The sequence below is a fragment of the Oscillospiraceae bacterium genome, assembly GCA_025758045.1.
Classification (GTDB): domain Bacteria; phylum Bacillota; class Clostridia; order Oscillospirales; family Ruminococcaceae; genus Gemmiger.
The window spans coordinates 478,406-502,576 of record CP107208.1 but is presented as its reverse complement, the minus strand read 5'-3'; the positions used below and the strand labels follow the sequence as shown (position 1 = coordinate 502,576).

Here is a 24,171-nt window from a genome sequence, read left to right as displayed (position 1 = left end):
AGTATGCGGTCTGGTTCGACGATTTGGGACTGCGCATTGCAGCAGGTGACACGGCTAAGAGCGGCACGATTGTCAATGCGTTTCTTTCGTGGGAGGATGTGAGCAACCGCACCCATGAACTGCTCCGGCAGGGCGAGTATGCACCGCAGGCGGTTCTGGATGCTGCACGGCAGAATGCTTTGCAGGAACACGCGCAGACATTGGCTTACATGGAGCGCGACTTGGCAGATGGCGTTGCCGAAGCAGTGTTTCAGGATGTAGAAATCTTCAGGGGCGGTTTCCCGGAACTGACAGACAGGCTGGCAGGTTTGCTGGATGATACGGATTTTCTGACTGACCTAAACGACAGATTATCTGCGCTGGGGGAAGCCTACGCCGAAGATAAAGACCTGATGCGGATGCACTTCTATAAGCCGGATAAGGTTGCGGCACTGTTCCAGCAGTTTGCAAAGCCTTATCAGAATTATGCAGCAAGAGAGGGCTTTCACTGGAACGAGTATAAGAAGTTCATCACGGAAGATGAAATCAATGCTTACTTCACACGGGGCAGCAATTACTCGGATAGTCGGCTGACAATCTATTCGTTCTTCCTGAACCACGAGGATAAAAAAGAACGGGCTGGCTTCCTGAAAGATCATTATGGAATCGGCGGCAGCAGCCATGCACTCTGCGGGGCAGATGATTCCCACGAAGATCACGATGGCAGGGGCATTGCTTTGGAGCGTGGCTCATACGGGAACCCGGATGCCAGCGTTCATCTGAACTGGAATCAGGCGGCAGGCCGGATTGACCAGCTTATCCGTGACAGTGAATATTTGAAACCAGCAGACTATTCCTGGATGCCTGCTTATGAGCGCGAGCGGATGGCAATGCGGGTGATGGAATTCTATCACCATCTGCCGAACGAGGTGGAACGTCCTTTCCCGCAGGATCTTTACCACGAAGAGGGCAGAAAGGTTCTGGTTGAAAAGCTGGCAGACCCTGAACAAGCAGCGGAACTTCTGGAGCAGATGGACACTGCACTGCTGTCTGTGCCGCTGGATTCTAAGGAGTACGAGGAAAAGGCGGAAACTCTTTCTGTTCTGCACCAGTATGTTGAGGGAACGTACACGATTTTCCCGGAAAAGAAGAGGGCTGTTGAGATTGCGGTTCCTGAACAGGGGCAGATTTCCATGTTTGACTTCATGGAGCAGGAGCCGCAATCGAAAGAGCAGTCAACCGCCGCAGCGGTTGAGGAACCCCAAAAAGATGCGCCTCTTGTGGATGTAAAGCCCTCTAAGCAGATGCTGCAGCCCATGCCGCTGGATGCTGCCAACGAGTATAACGCTCTGAAAGAACGTTACCCGGATGCTTTGGTCGGCTATGAGCAGTACGGAAACTTTGAGTTCTACGGCGAAGATGCAAGGCGCGTTTCGGCACTTCTGGGAACAAAAATTCTGGAAAAAGAAACTGCACTTGGCAAAGTAGATGTATCTGGTTTCCCGCGTGAGCAGTGGGTTTGGCAGGCAATGAAGCTCTGGAAGCAGGGCGAGAATGTTTATCTGTCCGGCCAGCAGGAAGATGGGAGCCATACGCAGACAAAGTATTTTCGTAAAGAAAAATACTTACCTGTGAATACCCTCATTGAACTGGACAGCAGAGAGTTCCGTGTGGATTCGGTCAACTTTAAGCAGGGAACGGTCAGCTTGCAGGACATGACCCTTGCAAAAGAAGCTCGGTATCCGATTTTCCGAACGGAACCGCTGGAGTACATTCGGCATCTGTACGAACAGGCAGATGTGTCGATGAAAGAAGCGGTGGAAACCATGGTCTTTACTGCTCTGCACCATGCAGGTGTAGCGTATGAGGATTTTTCCCCGGAGCAGATGGATGTGATCTATTCGGTGGCAGAATCGGGTGGCGAGTTGGAAGAACTGCTGAATCCCGACTTTCCGCCGGAACAAATGCAGTTGATCGCAGATGTGCAGAACCGAACGGATGCTATCAGCCGTGCAACCGCAGAAGAAGTTCTGGAACCGCTGATCCAGCATCCTATGACTCCGGCAGAGGTCAACCATGCACGGCGGCAGCACAATCTTCCGCTGGACAGCGGAGCAGAAACGGAACAGCCTGCACAGCCCAAACAGGAACCTATGAACTTCCGTATTACGGACGATGATCTCGGCGCAGGAGGGCCGAAAACAAAGTATAAAGCCAATGTGGAAGCCATTCGGGTGCTGCAAACGCTGGATGCAGAGCAGCGGCAGGCCACAGAGGAGGAACAGGAAATCCTTTCCCGGTATGTGGGATGGGGCGGCATTCCGCAGGCGTTTGATGAAAGCAATGCGGAGTGGTCGAAAGAGTATGCCGAACTGCAGTCCCTGCTCACGGCAGATGAGTATAAGGAAGCCCGTGCCAGTACCCTGAATGCGTTTTACACTTCCCCTACGGTCATCAAGGCAATGTATGAAGCTCTGGGCAATATGGGATTGTCCAAAGGCAATGTGCTGGAACCGTCCTGTGGTGTCGGCAATTTCATGGGTTTGGTGCCGGACAGCATGGAAAAGATTCGGATGTACGGTGTGGAGCTGGACAGCATTTCAGGCCGCATTGCACAGCAGTTGTACCAGAAAAATAAGATTGCAGTGCAGGGCTTTGAAACAATGCAGTTCCCGGACAGTTTCTTTGACTGCGTTGTGGGCAATGTGCCGTTCGGCAATTACAAGGTGCCGGACAAGCGGTATGACCGCCACAATTTCCTCATCCACGATTATTTTATCGCCAAGAGCCTTGACCTTGTGCGTCCGGGTGGTGTGGTGGCGGTGGTAACGTCCAGCGGTACACTGGACAAGAAAGATTCCTCTGTCCGTGAATATCTTGCCAACCGTGCCGATCTGGTCGGTGCGATTCGTCTGCCGAACAATGCGTTCCAGCGCAATGCCAACACCAGCGTGGTTGCGGATATTTTGTTCCTGCAAAAGCGTGACCGTGCGGCGGTGGAGCGGGCAGACTGGGTAGACCTTGGCGAAACACCGGAGGGGTACTCCATCAACCAGTATTTTGCACAGCATCCCGAAATGGTGCTGGGCGAGATCACAACTGAAAGCACCCAGTACGGAAAGCAGGAAACTACGGTCAAGCCCATCGAAGGCGCAGACCTTGCCCAGCAGTTGAAAGAAGCGGTCAGCAACATCCATGCCACCATCACGGAGCCGGAAATCTCCGACGATGAACTGGATGTGCAGGAGGAACCGATTCCGGCAGACCCCAGCGTGAAGAATTTCAGCTTCACGAACGTGGACGGGCAGATTTACTACCGTGAAAACTCCTTTATGAACAAGGTGGAACTGCCTGCCGTAACTGCAGAGCGGGTGCTGGGCATGATCGCTCTGCGGGAAACCACCCGGAAGCTGTTGGATTGTCAGCTACACGATGGTTCGGATGCGGAAGTACAGCTTTTGCAGAATGAACTAAAACAGCAGTACACCGCATTTAAGGCGCAGTATGGCCTTATCAACAGCACTGCCAACAAGCGGGCGTTCCGACAGGACAGCAGTTATTGTCTGCTGGCATCGCTGGAAATTCTGGATGAGGAAAAGAATCTCAAACGGCTGGCCGATATTTTCACCAAGCGCACCATCCGCAAGCCGGAGCCTGTTACCTCAGTGGACACACCAAGTGAAGCCCTGGCACTTTCCATTGGAGAGAAAGCAAAGGTGGATATACCGTTTATGGTGCAGCTCTGCGGCAAAGCGGAACAGGAGATCACGGATGAACTGGCAGGTGCGATTTTCCGAAATCCTGTGACACAGCAGTGGGAAACCTCGGATGAATACCTGTCTGGCAACGTTCGTGAAAAACTGGCCACAGCAGAAACCTTTGCAGCGAACCATGTAGAGTATCAGATCAATGTGGATTACCTGAAACGGGTACAGCCCAAAGACCTGGATGCTTCGGAAATCGAAGTGCGGCTGGGTGCAAACTGGGTAAAACCGGAATACATCACGCAGTTTATGAAAGAAGTGTTCAAGACCCCGAACTACTATGCCGGGATTGACATTAAGGCAACTTATTCCGAAATTTCAGGTGCATGGAACATTTCGGGTAAGTCGCTGGATCGCGGCAATCCACTTGTTACCAATACTTACGGAACGATGCGGGTCAATGCCTATAAGCTGCTGGAAGATGCGCTGAACCTTCGTGATACCAAAATCTACGATACGATTCACGATGCGGATGGCGACCATCGTGTGCTAAACAAACAGGAAACCATGCTTGCGCAGCAGGCACAGGAATCCATTCGGGAAGCGTTTAAGCAGTGGATTTTCAAGGATTTAGACCGCCGAGAGGATTTGTGTGCGACCTATAACCGGATTTTCAATGCGATTCGTCCTCGTGAGTACGATGGCAGTCACATCCGCTTTGAGGGCATGACCCCGGAAATCTCTCTGATGCCGCACCAGAAAAATGCTGTGGCGCACATTCTGTACGGCAACAATACGCTGCTGGCCCATTGCGTGGGCGCAGGCAAGACCTTCCAGATGATTGCTGCCGGCATGGAGAGCCGCAGGCTGGCCCTGTCGCAGAAAAATCTTTATGTGGTGCCGAACCACCTCACAGAGCAGTGGGGCGCAGATTTTCTGCGGCTCTATCCCAATGCCAATGTGCTGGTGGCAACGAAAAAAGACTTTGAACCCAGCAATCGAAAGCAGTTCTGCTCCCGGATCGCAACCGGCGATTACGATGCCATCGTGATCGGTCATTCGCAATTTGAACGAGTGCCGCTTTCCCCGGAACGGCAGAAAGCCATTGTGGAGCGTCAAATCGACGATATTACGCTGGCTCTGGCAGATGCCCGGAGTGAGGACAGCCGCAGTTTTACGGTCAAGCAGATGGAAAAAACAAAGAAAACACTGGAAGCAAAGCTGCAAAAGCTGAACGACCAGACGAGAAAGGATGATGTGGTTACATTTGAGGAACTGGGTGTTGACCGTCTGTTTGTGGACGAGTCGCACTTCTATAAAAATATGTTCCTCTACACAAAAATGCGGAACATCGCAGGTATCGCCCAGACCGATGCACAGAAATCCAGCGATATGTTTGCAAAGTGTCAGTATTTGGACGAGTTGACAGGCGGAAAGGGTGTGACCTTTGCAACCGGAACTCCGGTCAGCAATTCGATGGTGGAACTGTACACCATTATGCGTTATCTCCAGTATGACACCCTGCAGAAGATGGGACTGAGCCACTTTGACGATTGGGCGGCATCCTTTGGTGAAACCGTCACGGCAATCGAGCTTTCCCCGGAAGGAACCGGCTACCGTGCGAAAACACGTTTTGCCCGGTTCTTCAATCTGCCGGAACTGATTTCTCTATTCAAAGAGTCCGCAGATGTGCAGACAACAGATATGCTGAACCTGCCTGTGCCGGAAGCAGAGTACATCAACGAAGTGCTGAAGCCCAGCGAAACACAGGAGGAAATGGTAAGTTCCTTTGCAGACCGTGCCGAGGCTGTACGCAACGGTAATGTGAACCCCAGATTCGATAATATGCTCAAAATTACCAACGATGGCCGAAAACTGGCACTCGACCAGCGGCTTATGAACGAGATGCTGCCGGATGAGCCGGAGAGTAAAGTGAATCGCTGTGTGGACAATGCGTTCAAGGTCTGGGAAGAATCTGCGCCGGACAAGGGAACGCAGTTGATCTTCTGTGACTTATCGACACCAAAGGCAGATGGTACATTCAACGTATACGATGATGTGCGGGAGAAGCTGGTGGCGAGAGGTGTTCCCCGTGAAGAAGTGGCGTTCATTCATGAGTATAACACGGAAACCAAAAAGGCGGAGCTTTTTGCAAAGGTGCGCGCCGGACAGGTGCGTATCCTGATGGGGTCTACGCCGAAACTTGGCGCAGGAACCAATATTCAGGATCGGCTGATTGCCCTGCATCATCTGGATTGTCCGTGGAAGCCGTCTGACCTGGAACAGCAGGAGGGACGTATTCTCCGGCAGGGAAACCGGAATAAACAGGTGAAAATCTATCGTTATGTCACTGAAAATACGTTTGATTCGTATATGTGGCAGATTCTGGAAAATAAACAGAAGTTCATCTCGCAGATCATGACGTCCAAATCCCCTGTTCGTGCCTGCGATGATGTAGATGATACAGCCCTCTCCTATGCCGAAATCAAGGCACTGGCAACCGGCAATCCCTACATCAAAGAAAAGATGGATCTGGATATTCAGGTCAGTAAGCTGAAACTGCTGAAAGCCAATCACACCAGTCAGATTTATAGTCTGGAATCCGATATTGCGCGCCGCTATCCGCGAGAAATTACTGCGGCAAAGGGTCAGATCGAAGCCCTGAAAACCGATATGGAAGCGGCAAAACCGCTTCTGGCGCAGGACAAAGACCATTTTGCTATGGAAATCAGCGGCAAGGTGTACACCGAACGCAAGGAAGCAGGTGCAGCCATTATCGAGGCTTGCAAGGCTTTGAAAGCGGCTGGTACCGAGGGCAGGATCGGTAGCTACGGTGCGTTTGAACTGCATTCCCGGTTTGACAACTTCGATAAGGTGTTCCGCTTGTCCATCAAAGGCGCGTGGAACTATTCGATGGAAGTGGGCAAAGACCCGCAGGGCAACATTCTGCGTGTTACCAATGCGCTGGCAGGTATCGAAAGAGCATTGCCGCAGGTGGAACGCAGACTGGAAACCTTGGAACAGCAGTTGGCGCAGGCAAAGGAAGAAGCCAAACGTCCTTTCGCGCAGGAAGCAGAATTGGCCGAAAAATCTGCGCGCCTTGCGGAGCTGAACGCTCTGCTCAACATGGATGAAAAGGGTGGTGAGGATGCGCTGGGCGTGGACGACGATGCTGCCGAAACCGAGGTTGCAGATAAGCCCCGTCAGCCTGTGAACTACGCAGGCCGCGTTGCAGAGCGCACTGCGGACAATTTGCGGAAACCCTCTGTACTGGCACAGCTTCATGCAAAACAGGTAGAACGCAGCGTAGAACCGCAGAAATTCCCGAAGCGGAAAAGTCACGATATGGAACTGTAAATGAGCAGCCCCGTCAGTTTATCTGGTGGGGCGTTTTTGAGGAAGGAGGAAATTTGCTTACTTTAACACCGATCAATTTGAAAACGGCAAACGCATTTGTGCAGCAATATCACCGCCACCATAAGCCGACACGAGGGCATAAGTTCTCCATCGGCGTATCGGAAGATGGTGCTCTGGTGGGCGTTGCTATCTGCGGCAGACCTGTGGCGCGGAGGCTGGACGATGGTTATACGCTGGAAGTCAACCGTCTGTGTACGGATGGAACTCCAAACGCTTGCAGTATTTTGTATGCGGCGGCGTACCGTGCAGCACGGGCAATGGGCTACAACAAAGTTATCACCTACATTCTGGATACGGAAAATGGAACATCCCTGAAAGCTGCCGGGTATACCTGTGAGGGCAGAGCCGGAGGCTTGGAATGGAACGGTGCAAAAGCACCAAAACAGGCCGACCAATATCCGCGCCAGATGAAAACACGATGGGTTAAGAGAAAGGAGGGCTTGCATGGCAGTTGACCGTAAACAGCAGATGAAAGAAATCACGGAACGGTTGGAGCAGGGCGTAAAGGACATTTTTACATCGGAAATGTACACGACATACCTACGCACGATGGCAAAATTCCACAATTACAGCTTCAACAATACGCTGCTGATCGCTATGCAGCGGCCTGATGCCACACTGGTGGCAGGGTTTAACGCATGGAAAAACAAGTTTAACCGCTACGTCAAAAAAGGCGAAAAAGGCATCCAGATCATTGCCCCGGCTCCCATTAAGGAGGTCGAGGAGCGCGAGAAAATCGACAAGGATACGGGTCTGGTTGTGCTGAACGAAAACGGTGAACCGGAAATGGAACGTGTGGAGTATGTGATTCCGAGGTTCCGTTTGACGACCGTTTTTGATATATCGCAGACGGATGGTGAACCGATTCCGTCACTGGAAGTGAACGAACTGACCGCCAGCGTCAAAGACTATGCGCTGCTTACGGCGGCAATCGAGCAGGTATCACCGGTGCCGATGCGGTTTGATGAAATCGAAGGGGATGCCAAAGGCTATTACAGTGATGCAGATAAAGAAATCTGCATTCAGGTCGGCATGGGCGAGAGCCAGACCATAAAGACGATGATCCACGAGGTTGCTCATGCGATGCTGCATAACAGCGATTTCATGAAGCAGAACGGCGAGGAAAAAGACCGGCTTACGAAAGAAACCGAGGCCGAAAGCATTGCATTTACGGTCTGTTCGGCACTTGGTATTGATACGTCCGATTATTCATTTCCTTATGTGGCAAGCTGGGCCAGCGGCAAGGAGATGAAGAAACTGAAAGATTCGATGGATACGATTCGATTGACCGCAGCCGACTTTCTGGAAAAGCTGGAAGCGACAGTCGCGGAAAGGAGCGCAGAGCGCATGACCGCGATGCAGTATGCGGAAAAGCTGATTGTCAATAAGGAGCAGGAAAAAACGATTTTTGATGATGAGCAGCGAAATCTCATCGTGAATTTTGCCTTCAAACTGGATGACCGGGCAGCAACGGAAGAACTGGTGAATGGTTTGGCGGCTGCACTGGTCGAGGATGACAAAGAAGAAGTCAACCGTCTGATGTACGATGCGCAGGAGAAAATCGAAAATCTCCCGGATGGGATGATTGGTCTTTCCGAAATGCACGACTACGGCTACCGGAAAGATGATGTGCTGCCGCTGACGAAAGAAGGCGCACGGGAATGGCATCGGCTGGGTGAGAGAATCTATCCGCTGTTCCGTGATGGCACGGCAGGTGATTATGCAAGCCAGGAGGGAATCGAGCAGCACGATGGCATTTTCGGCATTAAGGCAGACGCATGGGATGCGATTTTGCTGGAACAGCGGGAAGATTATGCAGAGGACGAGTATGCGCGCCCGAATTTTCCGCTGACAGTAATAAACCGTGAACAGGCTCTGCGGCTGTATGACGAAGGTAAGCAGATTTATCTCGTCCGCATCAGCCCGTGGCCCATTCTTGTCACGGCACGAGAGGAAATCGAGCGCGGAAGTGATACATTCCAGATTGCAATAGCAGATTTGGAACAGGAGCGGAACATGACAGAACAGGAAAATGTGCTGCTGTATGGCAGCGAAAAGCAGTTTGGCATTTATCAGATCACAGAGCGTGACCCGGAACATAACTATCGTTTCATGGGGCTGGACTATGTGCAGAAGAAAGGCATGACGGTTTCCCGTGCAGATTATGACCTGATCTATGCCGCACCGCTTACGGACAAGGATACGCTGGATGGCATTTATGAACGGTTCAATATCCAGCGTCCGGCAGACTTTACAGGGCATTCGCTGTCGGTCAGTGACGTGGTGGCACTCAATGATGGCGGTACAGTCAAAGCCTACTATGTGGACAGCATCGGATTTGCTGAACTGCCGGAATTTTTCAAGGAAAAGAATATGGATTTGCGGAAAGAGAAACTTTTGGACGAAGCATTGCAGGAAATCGAAATCTTTGATAAGCCTGGTCTTTTCAGCAATGGCCGACTGCGGGATGAAGATGTGCCGGAGGGTCTATATCGCTATGATCTGCGCGGCTCAGACTATGACCCCGGCCAGCCTATTACGGTGGAGAAAACTGTGGTGGTGAACCATGCGGCTTCTGTCCTGATGGCCGAAGAACTTGACCTTGGCGCAGACAGGCGGCTGGAACTTGGTGAAGATGGACTGAACTTCACTGGTGCAGAACTGACCGTGCGAGAGTTCATGGAGGAACAGCAGCAGAAAAGAAATGGACTGATTCACGGCGATTCCGACCACATCGCAGTCGAGGGGCATATCGGCACATGGTATGCTGTTGATGAAACGGAAATCGGCGGCGAGAAGTTCTTCCTGCTGGAACATGAGGAACACGGTGACATGGCGGCCTGCGTTGCAGTCAATGAGCAGGGCAAGCTGGTGGCAGAGGATTTGTGGAACGGCTTCGATGAAGATTTTCAGGAGGCCGTGCAGAAATATCTCTCTGAAAAATGGAATATGCCGAAAAAAGAAGATGTGGTGTCAGAGATCATTGAAAAGGCTGTGCCTGTGCCGGACAACAGCACACAGGACTATTCAGATGTGCCGGTCTACTATGAGCCGTTCAGCTATGCCAAAGAAAATGATGAGGTGGATTTATACCGCACATCCTATCGGCTGAACAGTGAGTGCAAGCAGGCAATCTATGAAGCGATTGCGGACAATTATGACGGAATGTACCTTGGCGATGGTGCAGTCGATCAGGTGGTGCGGCAGTACGGTATGGAGCGCGTGGGCTACATTCTTGCGAATACCTTGCGCTACAAAAACTATGATGACCGCTTTTCTCACAGCAATAAGGAATGGGCGGAGCAGGTCGGCACTCCGGAGAATAACGCGAAAATCATTAAATTTCGAGCAGATTGGGTGGTTACCAGCCATTCGGCTGTACTGGATGGCTTTGTGACGATGTACCGAGAGAAACTTGAGAAGCAGAAGGAATTAGAACAGCCATTCGTAAAGCGATTCTATGTGGTTGAGAACCGGCAGGCTGTTCCGCTTGAAATTAAGCGGTTTGGCAATCTGGATGATGCAATATCGCAGTATCAGGCACTTCCAAACCATTACATGAAAGCCTTGGGTGTGGAGAAAAATCCTGATCCGCTGCCTGGTTCACTGGATGTTTTGCAGTGCAGAAACGGCCTTGACACCATTGTGGAGGACTACAAAACGGTTCCGGGCTGGGATAACCCGTATATCCAGAATCATGTTGTCCAGCCGTTGCAGGGGGCCTTAGCCGTGCAGGATGTGGAACTGGCCTACGAATTGCCGGATGCCTATTTTCACATCCAGACCTGTGAGGACGGTTTCGACTATACCTTATATAATAAGGACTTCACGGAACGGGATGGCGGTGTCCTTGAAACAGATGGAGATAAGTCTGTGCAGGAGGCTATGACGGAGCTGCTGGCAGAGTTCGGCTGCGATGCGGCAGAGGGTAAAGTTATGGACGCGGCAGAACTACGGGAACAAGCCGATACGGTGGCTGAACAGCAGGCAGAGGCTTTGAAAGAAAAATTCGCTACAGAAAGACCCGCGCCGGAGGAAACGCTCAGCTTTTATGTTGCGGAGTGCTTGGAGTTCACGTTTGCGGGAGAGTTCCACGATCATCTGACAATGGAAGAAGCCTTGGAAGCCTACGACAAGATTCCGTCCGAACGGATGAACGCTGACAAGTGCATTGGATTCTGCATCGAGGAAGATGGCGGCTTTGTTGGAATGTATGAGTTGGTCGTGAACGATAAAGTGCAGCGCGAGAACATCAATTCCGTCAACTATTTCAGGGATGATAAGCTGGTGCAGCAGGCGATCTCCGATATGGAAAAACTGATGGCGGCACGGCAGCAGAGTAAAGAACAGGAACACAGTAACACGAAAAAGTCTGTTCTGGATGCCCTGCGCAGTCTGAAAGCTAAAAAGCAGGAGCAGCCTGCACAGGAACAGGATAAGCCGAAGAAAGCGAAAAAGAAAGGGATGGAGTTATGAGTAATGTGCGTTTTGATGAACTGGAATTGATGCTGATGGCGATGTTTGAGCAGCCAACACTCAAAGATACGATTCAGGTGTTGACGGAGGTTCAGTCGCTTGTGGCAGAGGATGCAGAGATGTCTGCGATTGTCCAGCAGACCATCCCGAAGATGCAGCGGTTGACTGAGCCACAGTTCAAGGGGCTGGAGTTGGAATGGCATAGGCCGGAGGATGATGCAGGAAAATGAGTTCAGATATATTTGTGATTTACCAGATCGACAATTCCGAGAAAAACCGTGAGTATCGCTGCCGCAGCTATGAATACCAGATTCAGCATGGTTTTATGATAACCGCAGATAATTATGGCACGGGCTATTCTGGTACGGCTACGCGAGGAATGGGCGAGGAAGCGATTCGGAAAAAGATGGAAAGCATTAACCCGGACAAATTCAAAATTAGAAAATTTGGGGTCAGTGATGTGATCGGATTGACTGCGGCAGGCAAAACCTATTTTTTCTATGTTGATAAGGATAGGTTGGTGAGATTCAACGGCTTTTTCCCAAAGCCCCAGAGCGGCACATACCTAATTCTTGATGAGGGCGGCTATCAGGTGGCAGGACAAAAAGGCACATGGCTGGTATCGGATGAAGTGGAGGTCGATGGTCAGCGGTTTGTTCAGATGAGAAGTGAACAAACAAAAAGTCCGCCGCCGAGCATTATTCTTCACGAGAGTGGAGCCTTTGTGACGCAGACAGCTTTAGGTTTCGATGGAGAAGCTACCAGAAAGATGCGCACTTTCTTGCAAGGCCCAAAGCCTGAACTGCTGCACCATCAGAAGTTTTTTGAAAACGGTACAGCGGAACGTGCCAAAGAATCCGGCACAGAGCAAAATTACAATATGATAGATGGCTGCGTCAATAATGTGCCGAAAAAGCCCCGGCGCATTGGTGGCAGGTGGTCGGTGCTTGATCGGCTGCATATTAAGCAGGCCGAGCGGCGACAAAAAGACAATACGCCGCAGCAGGAACAGGAAAGAAGCCGAAAAAGTTAAAATACCGTAATATCGTTGAGATGGCTTCCCTAAAAAGGAGGCCATCTTTTTGCGTCAGAAATCAAAATGTAAAAAACTTTTTTACAACGAGGTTGATTTCCCGAAGCTGATGGTATATAATAATAGCAGAAGGGAGAGATAAAAATGCGTTTTGATGAACTTTTTGAAATGAGAAAACTGACAGGGACAAAATTAAAGAACTATATTCGCAGCAATGGATTCTCAAAAGTATCGTTCTGCAAGAAAACAGAGATTTCTCGCCCTACTTTAGATAAGATTTTGAATGGCGAGATAGATAGTAAAAGTACATTCGATAAGCATTTGAATAAAATTCTTACCAGTTTGAGCATTGACCCGGATACCTTGATGGGATTTTCACCGAGGGTGCAAAGTGTAGATGCCGTGTACTCGCAGAATGCTCCGATTGATTATCAGATGAATGATAAGGCAAAGATGGAATACGATCTGTTGCAGGATATTCTAAACCTTTGCAGTGTTTATTATTAAAGGCGGAAGGCTATGAGTGAGCGAATTACAGCAGCCAACTTAGATGAGGTTATCAAAAGGAACGAAGTCATCGAGGAACAGATGAAGCAGAGTGCTTCGCTTATCTGGTCAAAATACAATCCGATGCAGATAAATTCTCCGATACAGCTGGCGTTACAGATTTTAAGACCGTATGGTTTGATACAACTGCCGATTGATAATCACTATTTAAGCGGAGCAATTTTTGTTCGGGATGGAAAACGAATCCCCTTGATAAATACGGCACTTCCGAGAGCAAATCAGTATTTTACGGCGTGGCATGAAATTTATCATCTATTGTTTGATGAAGTTTCTTTTGACCATTTGATTGAATCCGAAATCCTGATGGAAGAACGAAAAGCAGAATACTTTGCTGCGCTTATGCTTCTGGGAAACCTTATGCCGTATTTTGAGGGCTTAAAGGATATGGAGTTCCAAGCAAAAGCATTTCAGTGCATGAACGCTTTCCAAGCTCCCTATAAGGCGGTGCTGATTTCTCTGTATGAAAGTGCAGTAAAGAATGGGAACACGGCTATTGCGGAAGAAGTTAAGGAAAACTTTGATGTGCAGGTTGAAGATATTGCACAGAGATTCCGCGATTTGGGATTGGATGATTCCCTTGTACGGCCTTCGTATGTAGTAAATGTAAGTCCGCTGCAAGAGAAAATCAATAAGACGATTCGCAATGAGCCGGAAGTGGAATACCATAAAGACAATGAAGCATTTCTGAAAACGGTTTTAAGTGAATTTAAAATGCTGACGGGAGAGGCCGATGCTTAATATACCAGAGTATAAAGAATACGGTGGGGAAACCAAAATAGCACTTATGGATAACTCATCACTGGCATTTATGCATGAGTTGAGCCAGAGAAGTTATCCGTCTGATGGAATCCTCAGCGTATACGATTTGATTCTGATACCAAAGTGGGTAATGGAAGAAATTGAGGACTCTACATACAGAAGCACCTATGTTGAGCAGCTTCAGGCACAAGGGTATCCTATTCGTTGGATTGATGAAACAAAGTACGGTACATTTGTCAATGATGAAGATGTGAACCTGTACTACATCGTTGAAGCTGCGGTGTCGCGTGTGTCAGAGTTGATGCGCTTTCTTCGTAGGAAAGTAAAAACCGAAGATCTGATTGATTTGCCTTCCGCAGAAGAATGGATGAACCGGCTGTACGATGAATGGCCGATCCATGGAAGAACGCTGTCAACGGGCCGCGCTCTTAAAAAGAATGCGGGAGAAATCTCGTTGACGATCCTTGCTGAAATATTCGCGTGGTATCACGATGAAGTGGACAGTCTGACAATCTATACGCAGGATACGGATGCGCATGAGTTCCAAACGAATGCAGAGCGTATCTTAGCGGGAAATTCTGAATTTACTCCTGCACTGGATTCTCCGATTTCGGTGGCCTTTAAGTCAAATGACTTTATTTTGTGCCAGATGTATCGTGAGGGAGCCTTGACTTTGGAGGCGGTGCGGCAGCTTCGCCGCGATGATAGAAAATTGACTTATACACGGCAGCAAGCTGATAAGTCGATTATTTGTCGCAAAGAAGTTATAACGAAAGATCAGTTCGTTGATTTGATTCAGGATGCGACAGTTCAAATCCTGTTCTAATAGTGATACGGCAGAAAAAGAGTCAGCCCTAGTCTTTCTTGTGAAAGGCCAGGGCTGGCATTTTGTTTTATAGAGAGTGTTCGTTCTTTCGGGATTGCTGCTGTTTGCGCTGTGCTTCTCGTTCTGTTCCCAGAATATTATCTACATTGGCGCATACAGTCTGGAGTTCCCTGTGGTAATCTTTGAAATAGTGGTATGTGTCATACTGCGCATCTTTCTGAATGGTAAGCTGCTCCTTTTTGACCCGAAGGTCTTTCATAGTCGGGAACTTTCCATCTGGGGAGTGCTGCTTTAGGATGCGGAGGGCTTCTTCATATTTGGCAATATCCTCTGCATGAGCCTGACGGAAAGATTTCTTATTGCCGGATTTCAAAAAATCACCATAGACTGATTTTGTAGAAAGATACTGGCCTAAATAACGAATCTGTTCGTTGACCTTTTTCAATTTGGCTTCGGTGAATTTGGCATCACTTCGAGCTTTCGCCATTTTGGATTGGATGGTGTCGGTGGTATCGGAGAGTTTTTCGTAAGAATCGTATCCATGTTCCTGCACATAAGCGACTGTTCGTGCCATCTGCTGCAAATTGGAAATCTTGACTTTCTGTGCATACGCGCGGCTCTGTTGCGCTTTTACACAGGTCTGCAAATCAACCACAAGGCGCAGATCGGACTTAATGAACAGAATGGCCAGAGGATCATTTACCGTCCAATGAGGATTGTTCTGTTCTCTGTTTCGAGCATTTTCTGCAAAAATGCGGAGAAGCCTGTCGCGGTCATAATTAGAACCGAGGGCGCGGGCAGAAATGAATTTCTGTCGGTCAGCAGGAAGATAGCTGAATCGTCCGCGATGGTCTTTTACCAAAATTCCGTATTCCGCTTTTAATAACCGCTGAAATTCCTCAAAAGATGTGGCACGTTCCGCAATGTCAGAAATGGCATTGCGGATTTTTTCTTTGTTTGTTTCAAAGGTGGTGTGCATGGGGGTAATGCCATCGCCCAGAAGTTCCATGTTTGCAATGTCCAGATTCAGCTGCCCACGCCGCTGCGCATGGTACTCCTGCTGTGTGATTTTATCCGCAGCAGGGGAGAGCAGATCGACCTGATGCAGCCCTTCGCGCTGGCAAATATCCATCAAAGATTTTTGCAGGTGCTTCAAATAGTCTTTGGTAAGGTGGTGCTTGTATCCAGCCCTGCAGTCGATAGGCCGCTCGGTGAATGGCTGCGGGTCAACATCAAATTTGCGCAGGCTGTTGATTATGATGTGGGTATGGATGTTGCTTGTTCCGTTATTGCCATCTGTATGGGTGCAGACCAAAGCCTGATGCCCCGGAAAATTAGCTTTTGCGTATTCCAGCCCGATGGCCTGTGCGCGTTCTCCTGTTAAATCGTGGTCGGCGTTATCTCTGGGGTCATGGCTGATAATGTAGTGGTGACTTTTGATTTCATCGTAAGTGTTGTTCTTATGGTACTGCTGGTTTAACAGTTCACATTCAAGGTCGAAGGTTTCGGGATGGCAGTTCAAACCGTCAAGATAAAATTCTTCCCGAAGCAGCATATTCCCGCGTTCATCCAGAACGGGAACCAGATGAAACTCATCATGCTGGTATTTCAGATAGTCGATGGCACTCCCATAATTGGCATTTTTACTTGCGATGTGTTTTAGAATTGCCACGATACACACCTCCAAGCTGAACGATTTCCTGCCGCAATTCACGGATTTCCGCAATGCACTTCTTTAGTTCTTCCGACATTCCGCGTGATGCCAGACCGCCGCCGTGAAAATAGCGGGCAATCTGGTTGAGATTATTTCCAATGCCTGCGGCCTGCACCGTCAAATTCTGAATCTCTCCCAGATCGGCAACGATATTATAGTTGACCTCCAGCTTTTCGCGGAGAGCCTGTTTGCGTACAAAAGTACCAATCGGGTATCCAGCATCTTTAGCGTATCCGGCCACTAGCTCATATTCCAATTTTGTGAAACGGATGTAAACCCGTTTCCCCCTATGAAGCGATTCGTCTTTCTTTGGTCGAGCCATAGCATAATCCTCCTGCATTTTATAGTTGCAGAGCAACTCCCGATAAGCCGTAGGCGTTCGGCTGCGAACACATTCATGTGGAGCCGGATAGCCAAAATCCAAGATTTTGTGCGTACCGTGGGAATGGGGAACGGAATCCCCATCAAGATTGTCAGCCGGGAAAAACAACGAAAGTGAGTTTTGAGCGGCTATGGGCGAATCTTGCGCTAAGAGAGAAAAAAGCCCCACGACCTGGAAAATCGAGAATTGTCCTTATACCTATAACATTCTGGAAGCACCTTTTGGCAACCACTTGAAAAAATATTTTTGTGAAATTTCAAAATTTGGTTGCCAAACACCCCTTTTAGAATGCTATAGGTGAAGGGAGGTATTTGATGTACCAGAAAATGACGCATACACTTGAGGATTTGAAGAAATTGGCAGCGATGGAACTTCGGGATGTGAACCGTGAAGAACTGGTGGACATCAACGATGTGGAAATCAAGAAAGACCTGTCGCAGCGAGAACGGATGGTTGATTTTGTTTCACAGATCAAGAACCCCTACTGCTATCTTGACCGGGGAATGGTCGTAAAGATCAGTTTTGCCGGAGAGAACCGATTGGAGGACACGCTGAAAAAATGCGCAAGGACACATCGGAAATAAAAAAGAAGAAAGTAGAAGAAAATTTGCACTTTAGCACATTAAAGCGTTGACATGGACCGCGAAATATGAGATAATGGCTTTGGGTCAAAACAGAATATGCTAACTAAAGCCGATAATTTTCTTGGTTTATTGTCAGAACGACAAATAGATTAAGGAGGTTATCGGCTTTTTATGTTTTTTCAGGAAAATGGACAATATCGCTGTGCTGTGTATCTTCGATTGTCACGTTCGGACGGCGATCAGCAGGAAAGCAACAGCATCAAAAATCAAAGAGCTTTACTGAATGATTATCTGGGAAAGCACCCGGAACTGCATAAGATCGATGAGTATGTAGACGATGGATACAGTGGTACGAATTTTGAACGCCCGGATTTCAAACGGATGATGCAGGACATTGAGAATCGGAAAATCAACTGTATTATCGTCAAGGACTTATCACGATTCGGCAGAAACTACATTGAAACAGGACGTTATCTGGAAAGAATCTTTCCATTTATGGGAGTTCGGTTCATCGCCATCAACGATCATTATGATAGTGCGGAAGAAAACGATGATAAGGGCCGTATTCTGATTCCGTTCAACAATCTTATCAACGATACCTATTGCCGTGACATTTCGATGCGTGTCAGAAGCCACTTGGATGTGAAACGGAAAGAAGGTCAGTTCATTGGCAGCTTTGCAGGATATGGGTATCAGAAAGACCCGAAAGACAAGAATCATCTGATTATAGATGAATACGCTGCGGGCATTGTGCAGGAAATATTCAAACAGAAATTGAACGGAATGAGTTCACAGCGCATTGCCAGTCACTTGAACGAACTGGGTGTCCTGCCGCCGAACGAGTATAAGAGAGCCAATGGATTCAACTATACCTGCGGTTTTCAGGCTGGGCTGAATCAGAAGTGGACAGTGGTTTCTGTCAATCGTATTTTGAAAAATGAATCTTATACGGGAACATTGATTCAGGGTAAACGCAGGAAAATCAATTACAAAGTAAAAAAGAGCCATGATGTTGGAAGTGAAAACTGGATTCGGGTGGAAGATGCGCATGATGCCATTATCAGCAAAGGCGAGTTCCAGCAAGTACAACAGTTGTTGGAACTGGACACTCGTACCGCACCATCGCAGACAACAGTTTATCCATTATCAGGTTTTCTGCGATGTGCAGACTGCGGGCAGAATATGATTCGCCGCACGGTGACGAAAAACGGAAAGAAGTATCAATACTATCACTGCTCTACCTATAAGAATGGTGGCGGCTGCACACCGCACATGATAAACAGTGAGAAGCTGACGGAAAGTGCTCTGGCTGCGATTCGGCATCAAGTGACACTTCTTGTAGAAGCGGAAAAGGTACTCTCCAATGCAGAGCTGGCAAGCGGCGAACAGATTGGCATAAAGATTCTGGACAGCCAGATCACTGCACTGGAAGCTGAATTAGAACGGTACAGTAATTTGAAAATCCGTCTGTATCAGGACTTATGCGATGATGTTGTCAGTCGGGAAGAGTACGGAGAAATGAATACTCGCTTTGCGCAGAAGATAAAAGAGGCACAGGATAAGATTCAGGAAATCCGCGAAAAGAAGCAGGAGGCATTAAAGCACGACACACTGCTTCCTACTTGGTTGGAAGAATTTAAGCAATACGAACATATCAAAATGCTCGAACGCAGGGTCGTGGTGGAACTGATCGACCACATAGATGTTCATAGCAAAACAGAGATTGAAATTCATTTTTGCTTCGAGGATGAACTGCACAGTATCACAGAAAAATTTATGGAATATCAAGCACATCATGGAAATGAGGTGGCAGAGGAATGAAATGGGTCAGTTATACAAGGTCGATTTCCAGCAGGATCGGAGAAGAAAATCCATCCAATACGATTGCAGAACAGAATGAGCGCATTGCGCGGTATCTAAAAAAGCGCGGGTGCAGCGTATCCGAAAAATACAGTGACCGCAGGAGAACAGCAGAAGCCACAGAGGGCTTTGACATATTGGTACAGGATGGGATGGCTCGGAAATTTGATGCAGTTGTTGTGGATTCTATCTTCCGCTGTGGAAGAACCCTTCCGTTTGCCATTGAAGCACTGCAGAGGACGTTCTATCCGCTTGGTATCCAATTTGCAGTTGTGGAAGATGACTTTTGCAGTGCAGACAAAACTGCCGAAGAAGTTGCAGAGTATTTCAATGGAAAGACCATTGATAAGATTCGTTCGGAATTTATTACCAATCGCCAGAATCAATTTGAAGAAGGTACATTGACCCATCGACAGGCTAAATATGGTTATGCGCTGTCGGAAGATCGCAGAAACCTTGTTCTTAATCCTGAGAGCGCACAGGTTGTAAAGCTGATTTTTCAGATGTATCTGGAAGATATGAGAATCCCGGAAATCGCAAGAGCATTGGATGCACAGGGCGTTCCATCTCCACAAATCCAGATGGCAAAGAAAAAAAGGTCAAGAACAAAAATCAAGTGGCCGGATTCAACCATTCGCTTGATTTTGAAAAATCCACTCTATATCGGAAAGTGTACGCTGACGCTGGCAAAGGCAAAGCGAGAATTGGAAGTTCCGGCGATTGTTTCAGAGACGGAATTTCAGAAAGCCCAGAAAAAGTTGGAATCTACGAGGTTGCCTTCGAGGAAAAAGGCACGAAAAAAACCAAACCTGCTCTTCAAAAAAATCTATGACAAAGAAAGTGGAAAAGGTCTGCTGTGCAGAACATCAGAAGATGAAAGCCAGCAAATCTATTCGTTTGACAAGGGGTATAGATGCTTCTCTGGAAAAGCCCCTTTCATCGAAAGCGAGAAAATCTTTCGAGAGATTCTTTCAGCTTTGGGAAAAGAAAAAATGCAAGCTGCGCATATTGATAAGGTGCTGGACTTGAATCCTGAGAAAGTCAAGCAGTGCATGGATGCTGGACTGTTGCAGTACAGAAAAAGAGCAAATGAGATCGTTGCGCGCTTGATGACCAAGGACGATGAACGAATAGCGGTTTATCGGGAATATGAGCAGGGATCAATTTCACTAGAACAGGTAGAGGCGTATGAACATCAGTATCAGGTGGCAGTCCAGAAGCAGGAAGATGCCTTTAAAAAGATAATGCTGGATGTTAATGATATAGAAAAAGCATTTAGCCATGGAAATCCCTGGTTGATGAAGTTCCGAGAGATTTCAATTCCTGAAACGTTGGAGCGCACACATCTTAAAGAATGGCTTGACCATGTATGGATCGTAGATTTTGAACAAGTAGAAGTGATCCTACAAGAAAGTGAGTGGAAGGAATTCTTCCCGGAAGAATGGCTGAACAACGGAGAGGAAGATTGTAATGGCAAGAAAGAGTAGAAAGAATATGACGTCGCAGGCCGCTGTGCAGGAGGCCGTACAGCAAAACGAAAAAGAACTTCTGCGCACGGCGGCGTATGCGCGGCTGTCGGTTGAGAACGGCGGGCATGAAACAGAAGATTCTCTGCACACACAGATTTTGCAAATTCATAATTATATCAGGGAAAACCCGGAACTGACGCTGACCGATACCTATGCAGACAACGGTTTTACGGGAACACGTTTTGACCGGCCAGAATTTGAGCGTATGATGCAGGATGTGCGGACAGGTAAAATTCAGTGCATTGTAGTGAAGGACTTATCTCGGTTTGGTCGTGACTATATCGAAACGGGAAGCTATCTGGAAACTATTTTCCCGATGCTCCATGTTCGTTTTATCGCCATCAACGATGATTTTGACAACATCCGGCAGTCGGATGTGGATAGTCTTGCGGTTCCCATCAAGAACATGGTAAACAGCTTGTACGCTAAGGACATTTCAAAGAAAATCAGCCTTAGTTACCAGATGCGCCGCGAAAAGGGAATCCCTACATCGTGGTGTACACCGTATGGCTATCAGTTGAACCAACAGGGAAATAAGTTTGAAGCGACTGAGGATGCGAAGTGGGTCAAACTGATCTATCAATGGTATCTTGCAGGAGTGAGTACAAACGAAATTGCTCGCAGGTTGGAATTTTTAGAAGTAGCAAGGCCGAACGAACGGCTGAATCGCAAATTACATGAGGGAGATGACCCTACCTATAATAAATGGCACCCCAGTACGGTTCTTCGTATTTTAAACAGCAGTGCCTATATTGGAGAACTGGTATCTGGGAAAACGCAAACTGCATCATACAAAGGGATTGGCCTCCATCCAGTGGAAAAGAGAGAATGGCATATTGTTGAAAACGCTCATGAAGCAATCATTCTGAAATCGGATTTTGAAAAAGTGCAGGCACGGCGGGAGCAGAATAAGGAAAAACGGGAAAGGGCGATGGCGCGTTCCAAGGCAACCAGAGAGAAGTGTTATAACCATCTATCGGGAATGGTTTACTGTGGCTGCTGCAGACGCAACATGACGTTTGAACGGCGTGTGCATGGTACGGTAAAAGAAACGCACTATGGAGTGTTCATTTGCAAAAGAAAGAAGAACACGACTCCCTGTGCCTATCATGCGGTGCCGGAGAAAATGCTGATGATGGTGGCGATGGATCAGATTCATCATCTGGTGTCTACCATGTGTGAAGAAGAAAAGATGGTAAAAGACATGATGCGCGGCAGCAATCTGGATTCAGCCCGTTCCATCAAGATGAAAGAAAACTCTATCCTGTTTCGGATTCAGGAAGCCGAAGAACGGCGGTTGCGCTTATATGAGGACTATAAAGCTGAAATTCTGGACGAAGATGAATACAGTCAGCTAAAGGAGCATTACATAGCAGAAAAGCAGCGGCTGGAACATGAACTGCAAAAGCAGCGTCAGCGCGCATTGGAACTGGAAAAGAGAATCAAAATCTGTGATGCGCAGATGGAACGGATGCGTGGGTTTCTGAATCAAAGTGAGTTTGATGAAGAACTGGTGCACGAACTTATTAAGAAAATCTATGTGGGAATGGACAATTCTGTGGAGGTCGAATTTAAGTGCAGCGACCCCTATCAGGAAGTGCTTGCAATCATGTCGGAGGTTCAGAATGAATGATAAAATTGCAATCTATCTCCGCTTATCATTGGCAGACGGAGATTTGAAAAAGGGCAGCAAGGATGAAAGTAACAGCATTGAGAACCAACGGATGCTGCTCCACGATTACATTGGAAAGCAGGAAGATTTATTTGGCGAGATTGTAGAATATGTAGATGATGGCTATACTGGAACAAATTTTAATCGTCCGGCTTTTCAGAAAATGATCGTGGATTTGAAGCAGGGCGATATAAAAGTCATCATAGTAAAGGATTTATCCCGCCTTGGTCGTGACTATATCGGTGTTGGCGATTACATTGAGCAGATTTTTCCGTTGATGGGAGTTCGGTTTATTGCTGTGAATAATTCCTTTGACAGCATGAAACTGAACAACGGAACGCCGGGAATCGAAGTGGCGGTCAGCAATCTGGTGAATAATATGTATAGCCGGGATATTGCGAAAAAGATTCGGGCTGCTTTGGAAACGAACTGGAAGAACGGAAAAGCCACCTGCACAAATGTTCCTTTCGGATATGTGTGGAACAAGAAAGGCGGACAGCGGTGGGAGATTGACCCAGAGGCTGCACCCTGCGTGAAAAAAGTATTTGAATTAGCATTGTCCGGTCGCAATACAACGCAGATCGCCTACGGCATGAACGAATTAAATCTTCCTACGCCGGGATTGTATGCGAAACGAAAGAATCTGCTGATGGGCAGCAATCCTATTATTGCCCCGGACAGTGAAATGTTATGGAACGCGGCAATCGTGTGGAGAATCCTTAGACGGTATGAATACACTGGTGCGTTGGTTATGGGGAGAAGAAAGAAAATTGATGTGAATACTACCTCTGTTCGGACGCTCCCGGAGGATAGGTGGATCATTGCAGAAAACGCTCATGCGGCCATCGTGACAAAAGATGAATACTACCAGGCACAGAAAGCAATCCGTAACGTAACTCCAATTCAATATAAGGTGGGTGATGATTTTGCGTTAAAAGGAAAAATCTGCTGCGGAAACTGTAACCGGCAGCTTCGCCACGAAAGGCAATATGGGGAAATGGTTTTCTATTGCGGCTATAAACGGTCAGCCGGAAAGTTCTCTAAATGCTACGGCGGCTATTACAGAGAATATTCGGTGAATGCAAAAGTGGCTCGTGCGATAAAAACAGTATTCTATGCGCTGGATGTGGTAAATCAGGGAATGCAGGAAAAGCAGTCTATCACGGTGCGCTGCATGGATATTGAGGACTTGGAAAAGCAAGCAGAAGCCATTCGGGTGGAGCAGATTAAACTGTATGAATTGTATGCGGACGGTGTACTGCTGCGGGATGCGTACATAGAAAAGAAAAAGGTTCTTTCGGAAAAACTGGCTACATTGCAGGATAGCATACGGATAGAAAAGGAAGAACAGGAGTGTGCCGATGAATTGGATGAAGAAATCCGCGCTCTGACAAAGCAGGCCAGCGAGAAAACATACATCGGTGGGCTGACAAAAGAGTGTGTGGATGCTTTTGTCAGCATGGTTTATCTGTATGATGATCAGACGATGAAAGTTGAGTTTAACTGTGAGGATGTGATTCGGAGAGCATTGGAAAAGTATGGCGCATAACCGCATAGAAACAGCGAGGTGAGCAAAAAGAATGCCCGTCTGGTTGAGAGGATTCGCAAATCTTCTCGATCAGGCGGGCATTTCATTCCGTAGGAATGGTTTTGCCCGCATAAGCCACAG

General features: G+C 47.9%; 15 protein-coding genes. 13 read left to right on the top strand and 2 right to left on the bottom strand.

Annotated features, from left to right (window positions below; translation table 11 throughout):
• The first annotated feature begins 1,295 nt into the window (after positions 1–1,295).
• The 8 genes from OGM81_02565 (at position 1,296) to OGM81_02530 (ending at position 14,761) form a co-directional block, all read left to right on the top strand.
• The gene (locus OGM81_02565; GenBank protein UYJ44954.1) at positions 1,296–7,040 is read left to right on the top strand and encodes a DEAD/DEAH box helicase family protein; all 5,745 of its coding nucleotides are present in this window, start codon (positions 1,296–1,298) and stop codon (positions 7,038–7,040) included.
• Between the two features lie 53 nt (positions 7,041–7,093).
• The gene (locus OGM81_02560) at positions 7,094–7,555 is read left to right on the top strand and encodes a hypothetical protein (protein ID UYJ44047.1); all 462 of its coding nucleotides are present in this window, start codon (positions 7,094–7,096) and stop codon (positions 7,553–7,555) included.
• Positions 7,545–11,576 carry a DUF3849 domain-containing protein gene (locus tag OGM81_02555; protein ID UYJ44046.1) on the top strand — a complete coding sequence of 1,344 codons (4,032 nt, stop codon included), beginning with the start codon at positions 7,545–7,547 and terminating at the stop codon, positions 11,574–11,576. The genes OGM81_02560 and OGM81_02555 overlap by 11 nt, the downstream gene beginning before the upstream one ends.
• Positions 11,573–11,806: a transposon-transfer assisting family protein gene (locus OGM81_02550; GenBank protein UYJ44045.1), complete on the top strand. Its 234-nt coding sequence runs from the start codon at positions 11,573–11,575 to the stop codon at positions 11,804–11,806. Before OGM81_02555 ends, OGM81_02550 begins: the two co-directional genes overlap by 4 nt.
• Positions 11,803–12,609 (top strand): YodL domain-containing protein, encoded by an 807-nt coding sequence (locus tag OGM81_02545; GenBank protein ID UYJ44044.1) that lies wholly within the window; start codon positions 11,803–11,805, stop codon positions 12,607–12,609. The genes OGM81_02550 and OGM81_02545 overlap by 4 nt, the downstream gene beginning before the upstream one ends.
• Before the next feature lie 144 nt (positions 12,610–12,753).
• Positions 12,754–13,116: a helix-turn-helix transcriptional regulator gene (locus tag OGM81_02540; protein UYJ44043.1), complete on the top strand. Its 363-nt coding sequence runs from the start codon at positions 12,754–12,756 to the stop codon at positions 13,114–13,116.
• Between the two features lie 12 nt (positions 13,117–13,128).
• Positions 13,129–13,914 carry an ImmA/IrrE family metallo-endopeptidase gene (locus tag OGM81_02535; protein ID UYJ44042.1) on the top strand — a complete coding sequence of 262 codons (786 nt, stop codon included), beginning with the start codon at positions 13,129–13,131 and terminating at the stop codon, positions 13,912–13,914.
• Positions 13,907–14,761 (top strand): hypothetical protein, encoded by an 855-nt coding sequence (locus OGM81_02530; GenBank protein ID UYJ44041.1) that lies wholly within the window; start codon positions 13,907–13,909, stop codon positions 14,759–14,761. The genes OGM81_02535 and OGM81_02530 overlap by 8 nt, the downstream gene beginning before the upstream one ends.
• Before the next feature lie 67 nt (positions 14,762–14,828).
• Here OGM81_02530 and OGM81_02525 read toward each other — a convergent pair whose 3' ends face one another.
• Both OGM81_02525 and OGM81_02520 read right to left on the bottom strand, forming a co-directional pair.
• Complete coding sequence (locus OGM81_02525) at positions 14,829–16,433, bottom strand: relaxase/mobilization nuclease domain-containing protein (GenBank protein UYJ44040.1); 1,605 nt, start codon at positions 16,431–16,433, stop codon at positions 14,829–14,831.
• On the bottom strand, positions 16,405–16,797 hold the full coding sequence (locus tag OGM81_02520; GenBank protein ID UYJ44039.1) for a MobC family plasmid mobilization relaxosome protein: 393 nt from the start codon (positions 16,795–16,797) through the stop codon (positions 16,405–16,407). Before OGM81_02520 ends, OGM81_02525 begins: the two co-directional genes overlap by 29 nt.
• A 386-nt stretch (positions 16,798–17,183) precedes the next feature.
• Here OGM81_02520 and OGM81_02515 point away from each other — a divergent pair, with 386 nt between their 5' ends.
• The 5 genes from OGM81_02515 to OGM81_02495 all read left to right on the top strand — a co-directional run bounded on the left by OGM81_02515 (position 17,184) and on the right by OGM81_02495 (position 24,051).
• Positions 17,184–17,441 carry a hypothetical protein gene (locus tag OGM81_02515; protein ID UYJ44038.1) on the top strand — a complete coding sequence of 86 codons (258 nt, stop codon included), beginning with the start codon at positions 17,184–17,186 and terminating at the stop codon, positions 17,439–17,441.
• Between the two features lie 171 nt (positions 17,442–17,612).
• Complete coding sequence (locus tag OGM81_02510; GenBank protein UYJ44037.1) at positions 17,613–19,262, top strand: recombinase family protein; 1,650 nt, start codon at positions 17,613–17,615, stop codon at positions 19,260–19,262.
• Positions 19,259–20,788, top strand: coding sequence for a recombinase family protein (locus OGM81_02505; protein ID UYJ44036.1), 1,530 nt, complete (start codon positions 19,259–19,261; stop codon positions 20,786–20,788). The genes OGM81_02510 and OGM81_02505 overlap by 4 nt, the downstream gene beginning before the upstream one ends.
• Positions 20,772–22,463, top strand: coding sequence for a recombinase family protein (locus OGM81_02500; GenBank protein ID UYJ44035.1), 1,692 nt, complete (start codon positions 20,772–20,774; stop codon positions 22,461–22,463). The genes OGM81_02505 and OGM81_02500 overlap by 17 nt, the downstream gene beginning before the upstream one ends.
• Positions 22,456–24,051, top strand: coding sequence for a recombinase family protein (locus OGM81_02495; protein ID UYJ44034.1), 1,596 nt, complete (start codon positions 22,456–22,458; stop codon positions 24,049–24,051). The genes OGM81_02500 and OGM81_02495 overlap by 8 nt, the downstream gene beginning before the upstream one ends.
• Positions 24,052–24,171: the final 120 nt, after the last annotated feature.

What these genes read in the sequence shown, in the direction of transcription:
- OGM81_02565 (UYJ44954.1), top strand. Translation starts at nt 1,296, where the DNA reads ATGCCGCTGGATGCTGCCAACGAGTATAACGCTCTGAAAGAACGTTAC.
- OGM81_02555 (UYJ44046.1), top strand. Translation starts at nt 7,545, where the DNA reads ATGGCAGTTGACCGTAAACAGCAGATGAAAGAAATCACGGAACGGTTG.
- OGM81_02550 (UYJ44045.1), top strand. Translation starts at nt 11,573, where the DNA reads ATGAGTAATGTGCGTTTTGATGAACTGGAATTGATGCTGATGGCGATG.
- OGM81_02545 (UYJ44044.1), top strand. Translation starts at nt 11,803, where the DNA reads ATGAGTTCAGATATATTTGTGATTTACCAGATCGACAATTCCGAGAAA.
- OGM81_02540 (UYJ44043.1), top strand. Translation starts at nt 12,754, where the DNA reads ATGCGTTTTGATGAACTTTTTGAAATGAGAAAACTGACAGGGACAAAA.
- OGM81_02535 (UYJ44042.1), top strand. Translation starts at nt 13,129, where the DNA reads ATGAGTGAGCGAATTACAGCAGCCAACTTAGATGAGGTTATCAAAAGG.
- OGM81_02530 (UYJ44041.1), top strand. Translation starts at nt 13,907, where the DNA reads ATGCTTAATATACCAGAGTATAAAGAATACGGTGGGGAAACCAAAATA.
- OGM81_02520 (UYJ44039.1), bottom strand. Translation starts at nt 16,797, where the DNA reads ATGGCTCGACCAAAGAAAGACGAATCGCTTCATAGGGGGAAACGGGTT.
- OGM81_02515 (UYJ44038.1), top strand. Translation starts at nt 17,184, where the DNA reads ATGACGCATACACTTGAGGATTTGAAGAAATTGGCAGCGATGGAACTT.
- OGM81_02510 (UYJ44037.1), top strand. Translation starts at nt 17,613, where the DNA reads ATGTTTTTTCAGGAAAATGGACAATATCGCTGTGCTGTGTATCTTCGA.
- OGM81_02505 (UYJ44036.1), top strand. Translation starts at nt 19,259, where the DNA reads ATGAAATGGGTCAGTTATACAAGGTCGATTTCCAGCAGGATCGGAGAA.
- OGM81_02500 (UYJ44035.1), top strand. Translation starts at nt 20,772, where the DNA reads ATGGCAAGAAAGAGTAGAAAGAATATGACGTCGCAGGCCGCTGTGCAG.
- OGM81_02495 (UYJ44034.1), top strand. Translation starts at nt 22,456, where the DNA reads ATGAATGATAAAATTGCAATCTATCTCCGCTTATCATTGGCAGACGGA.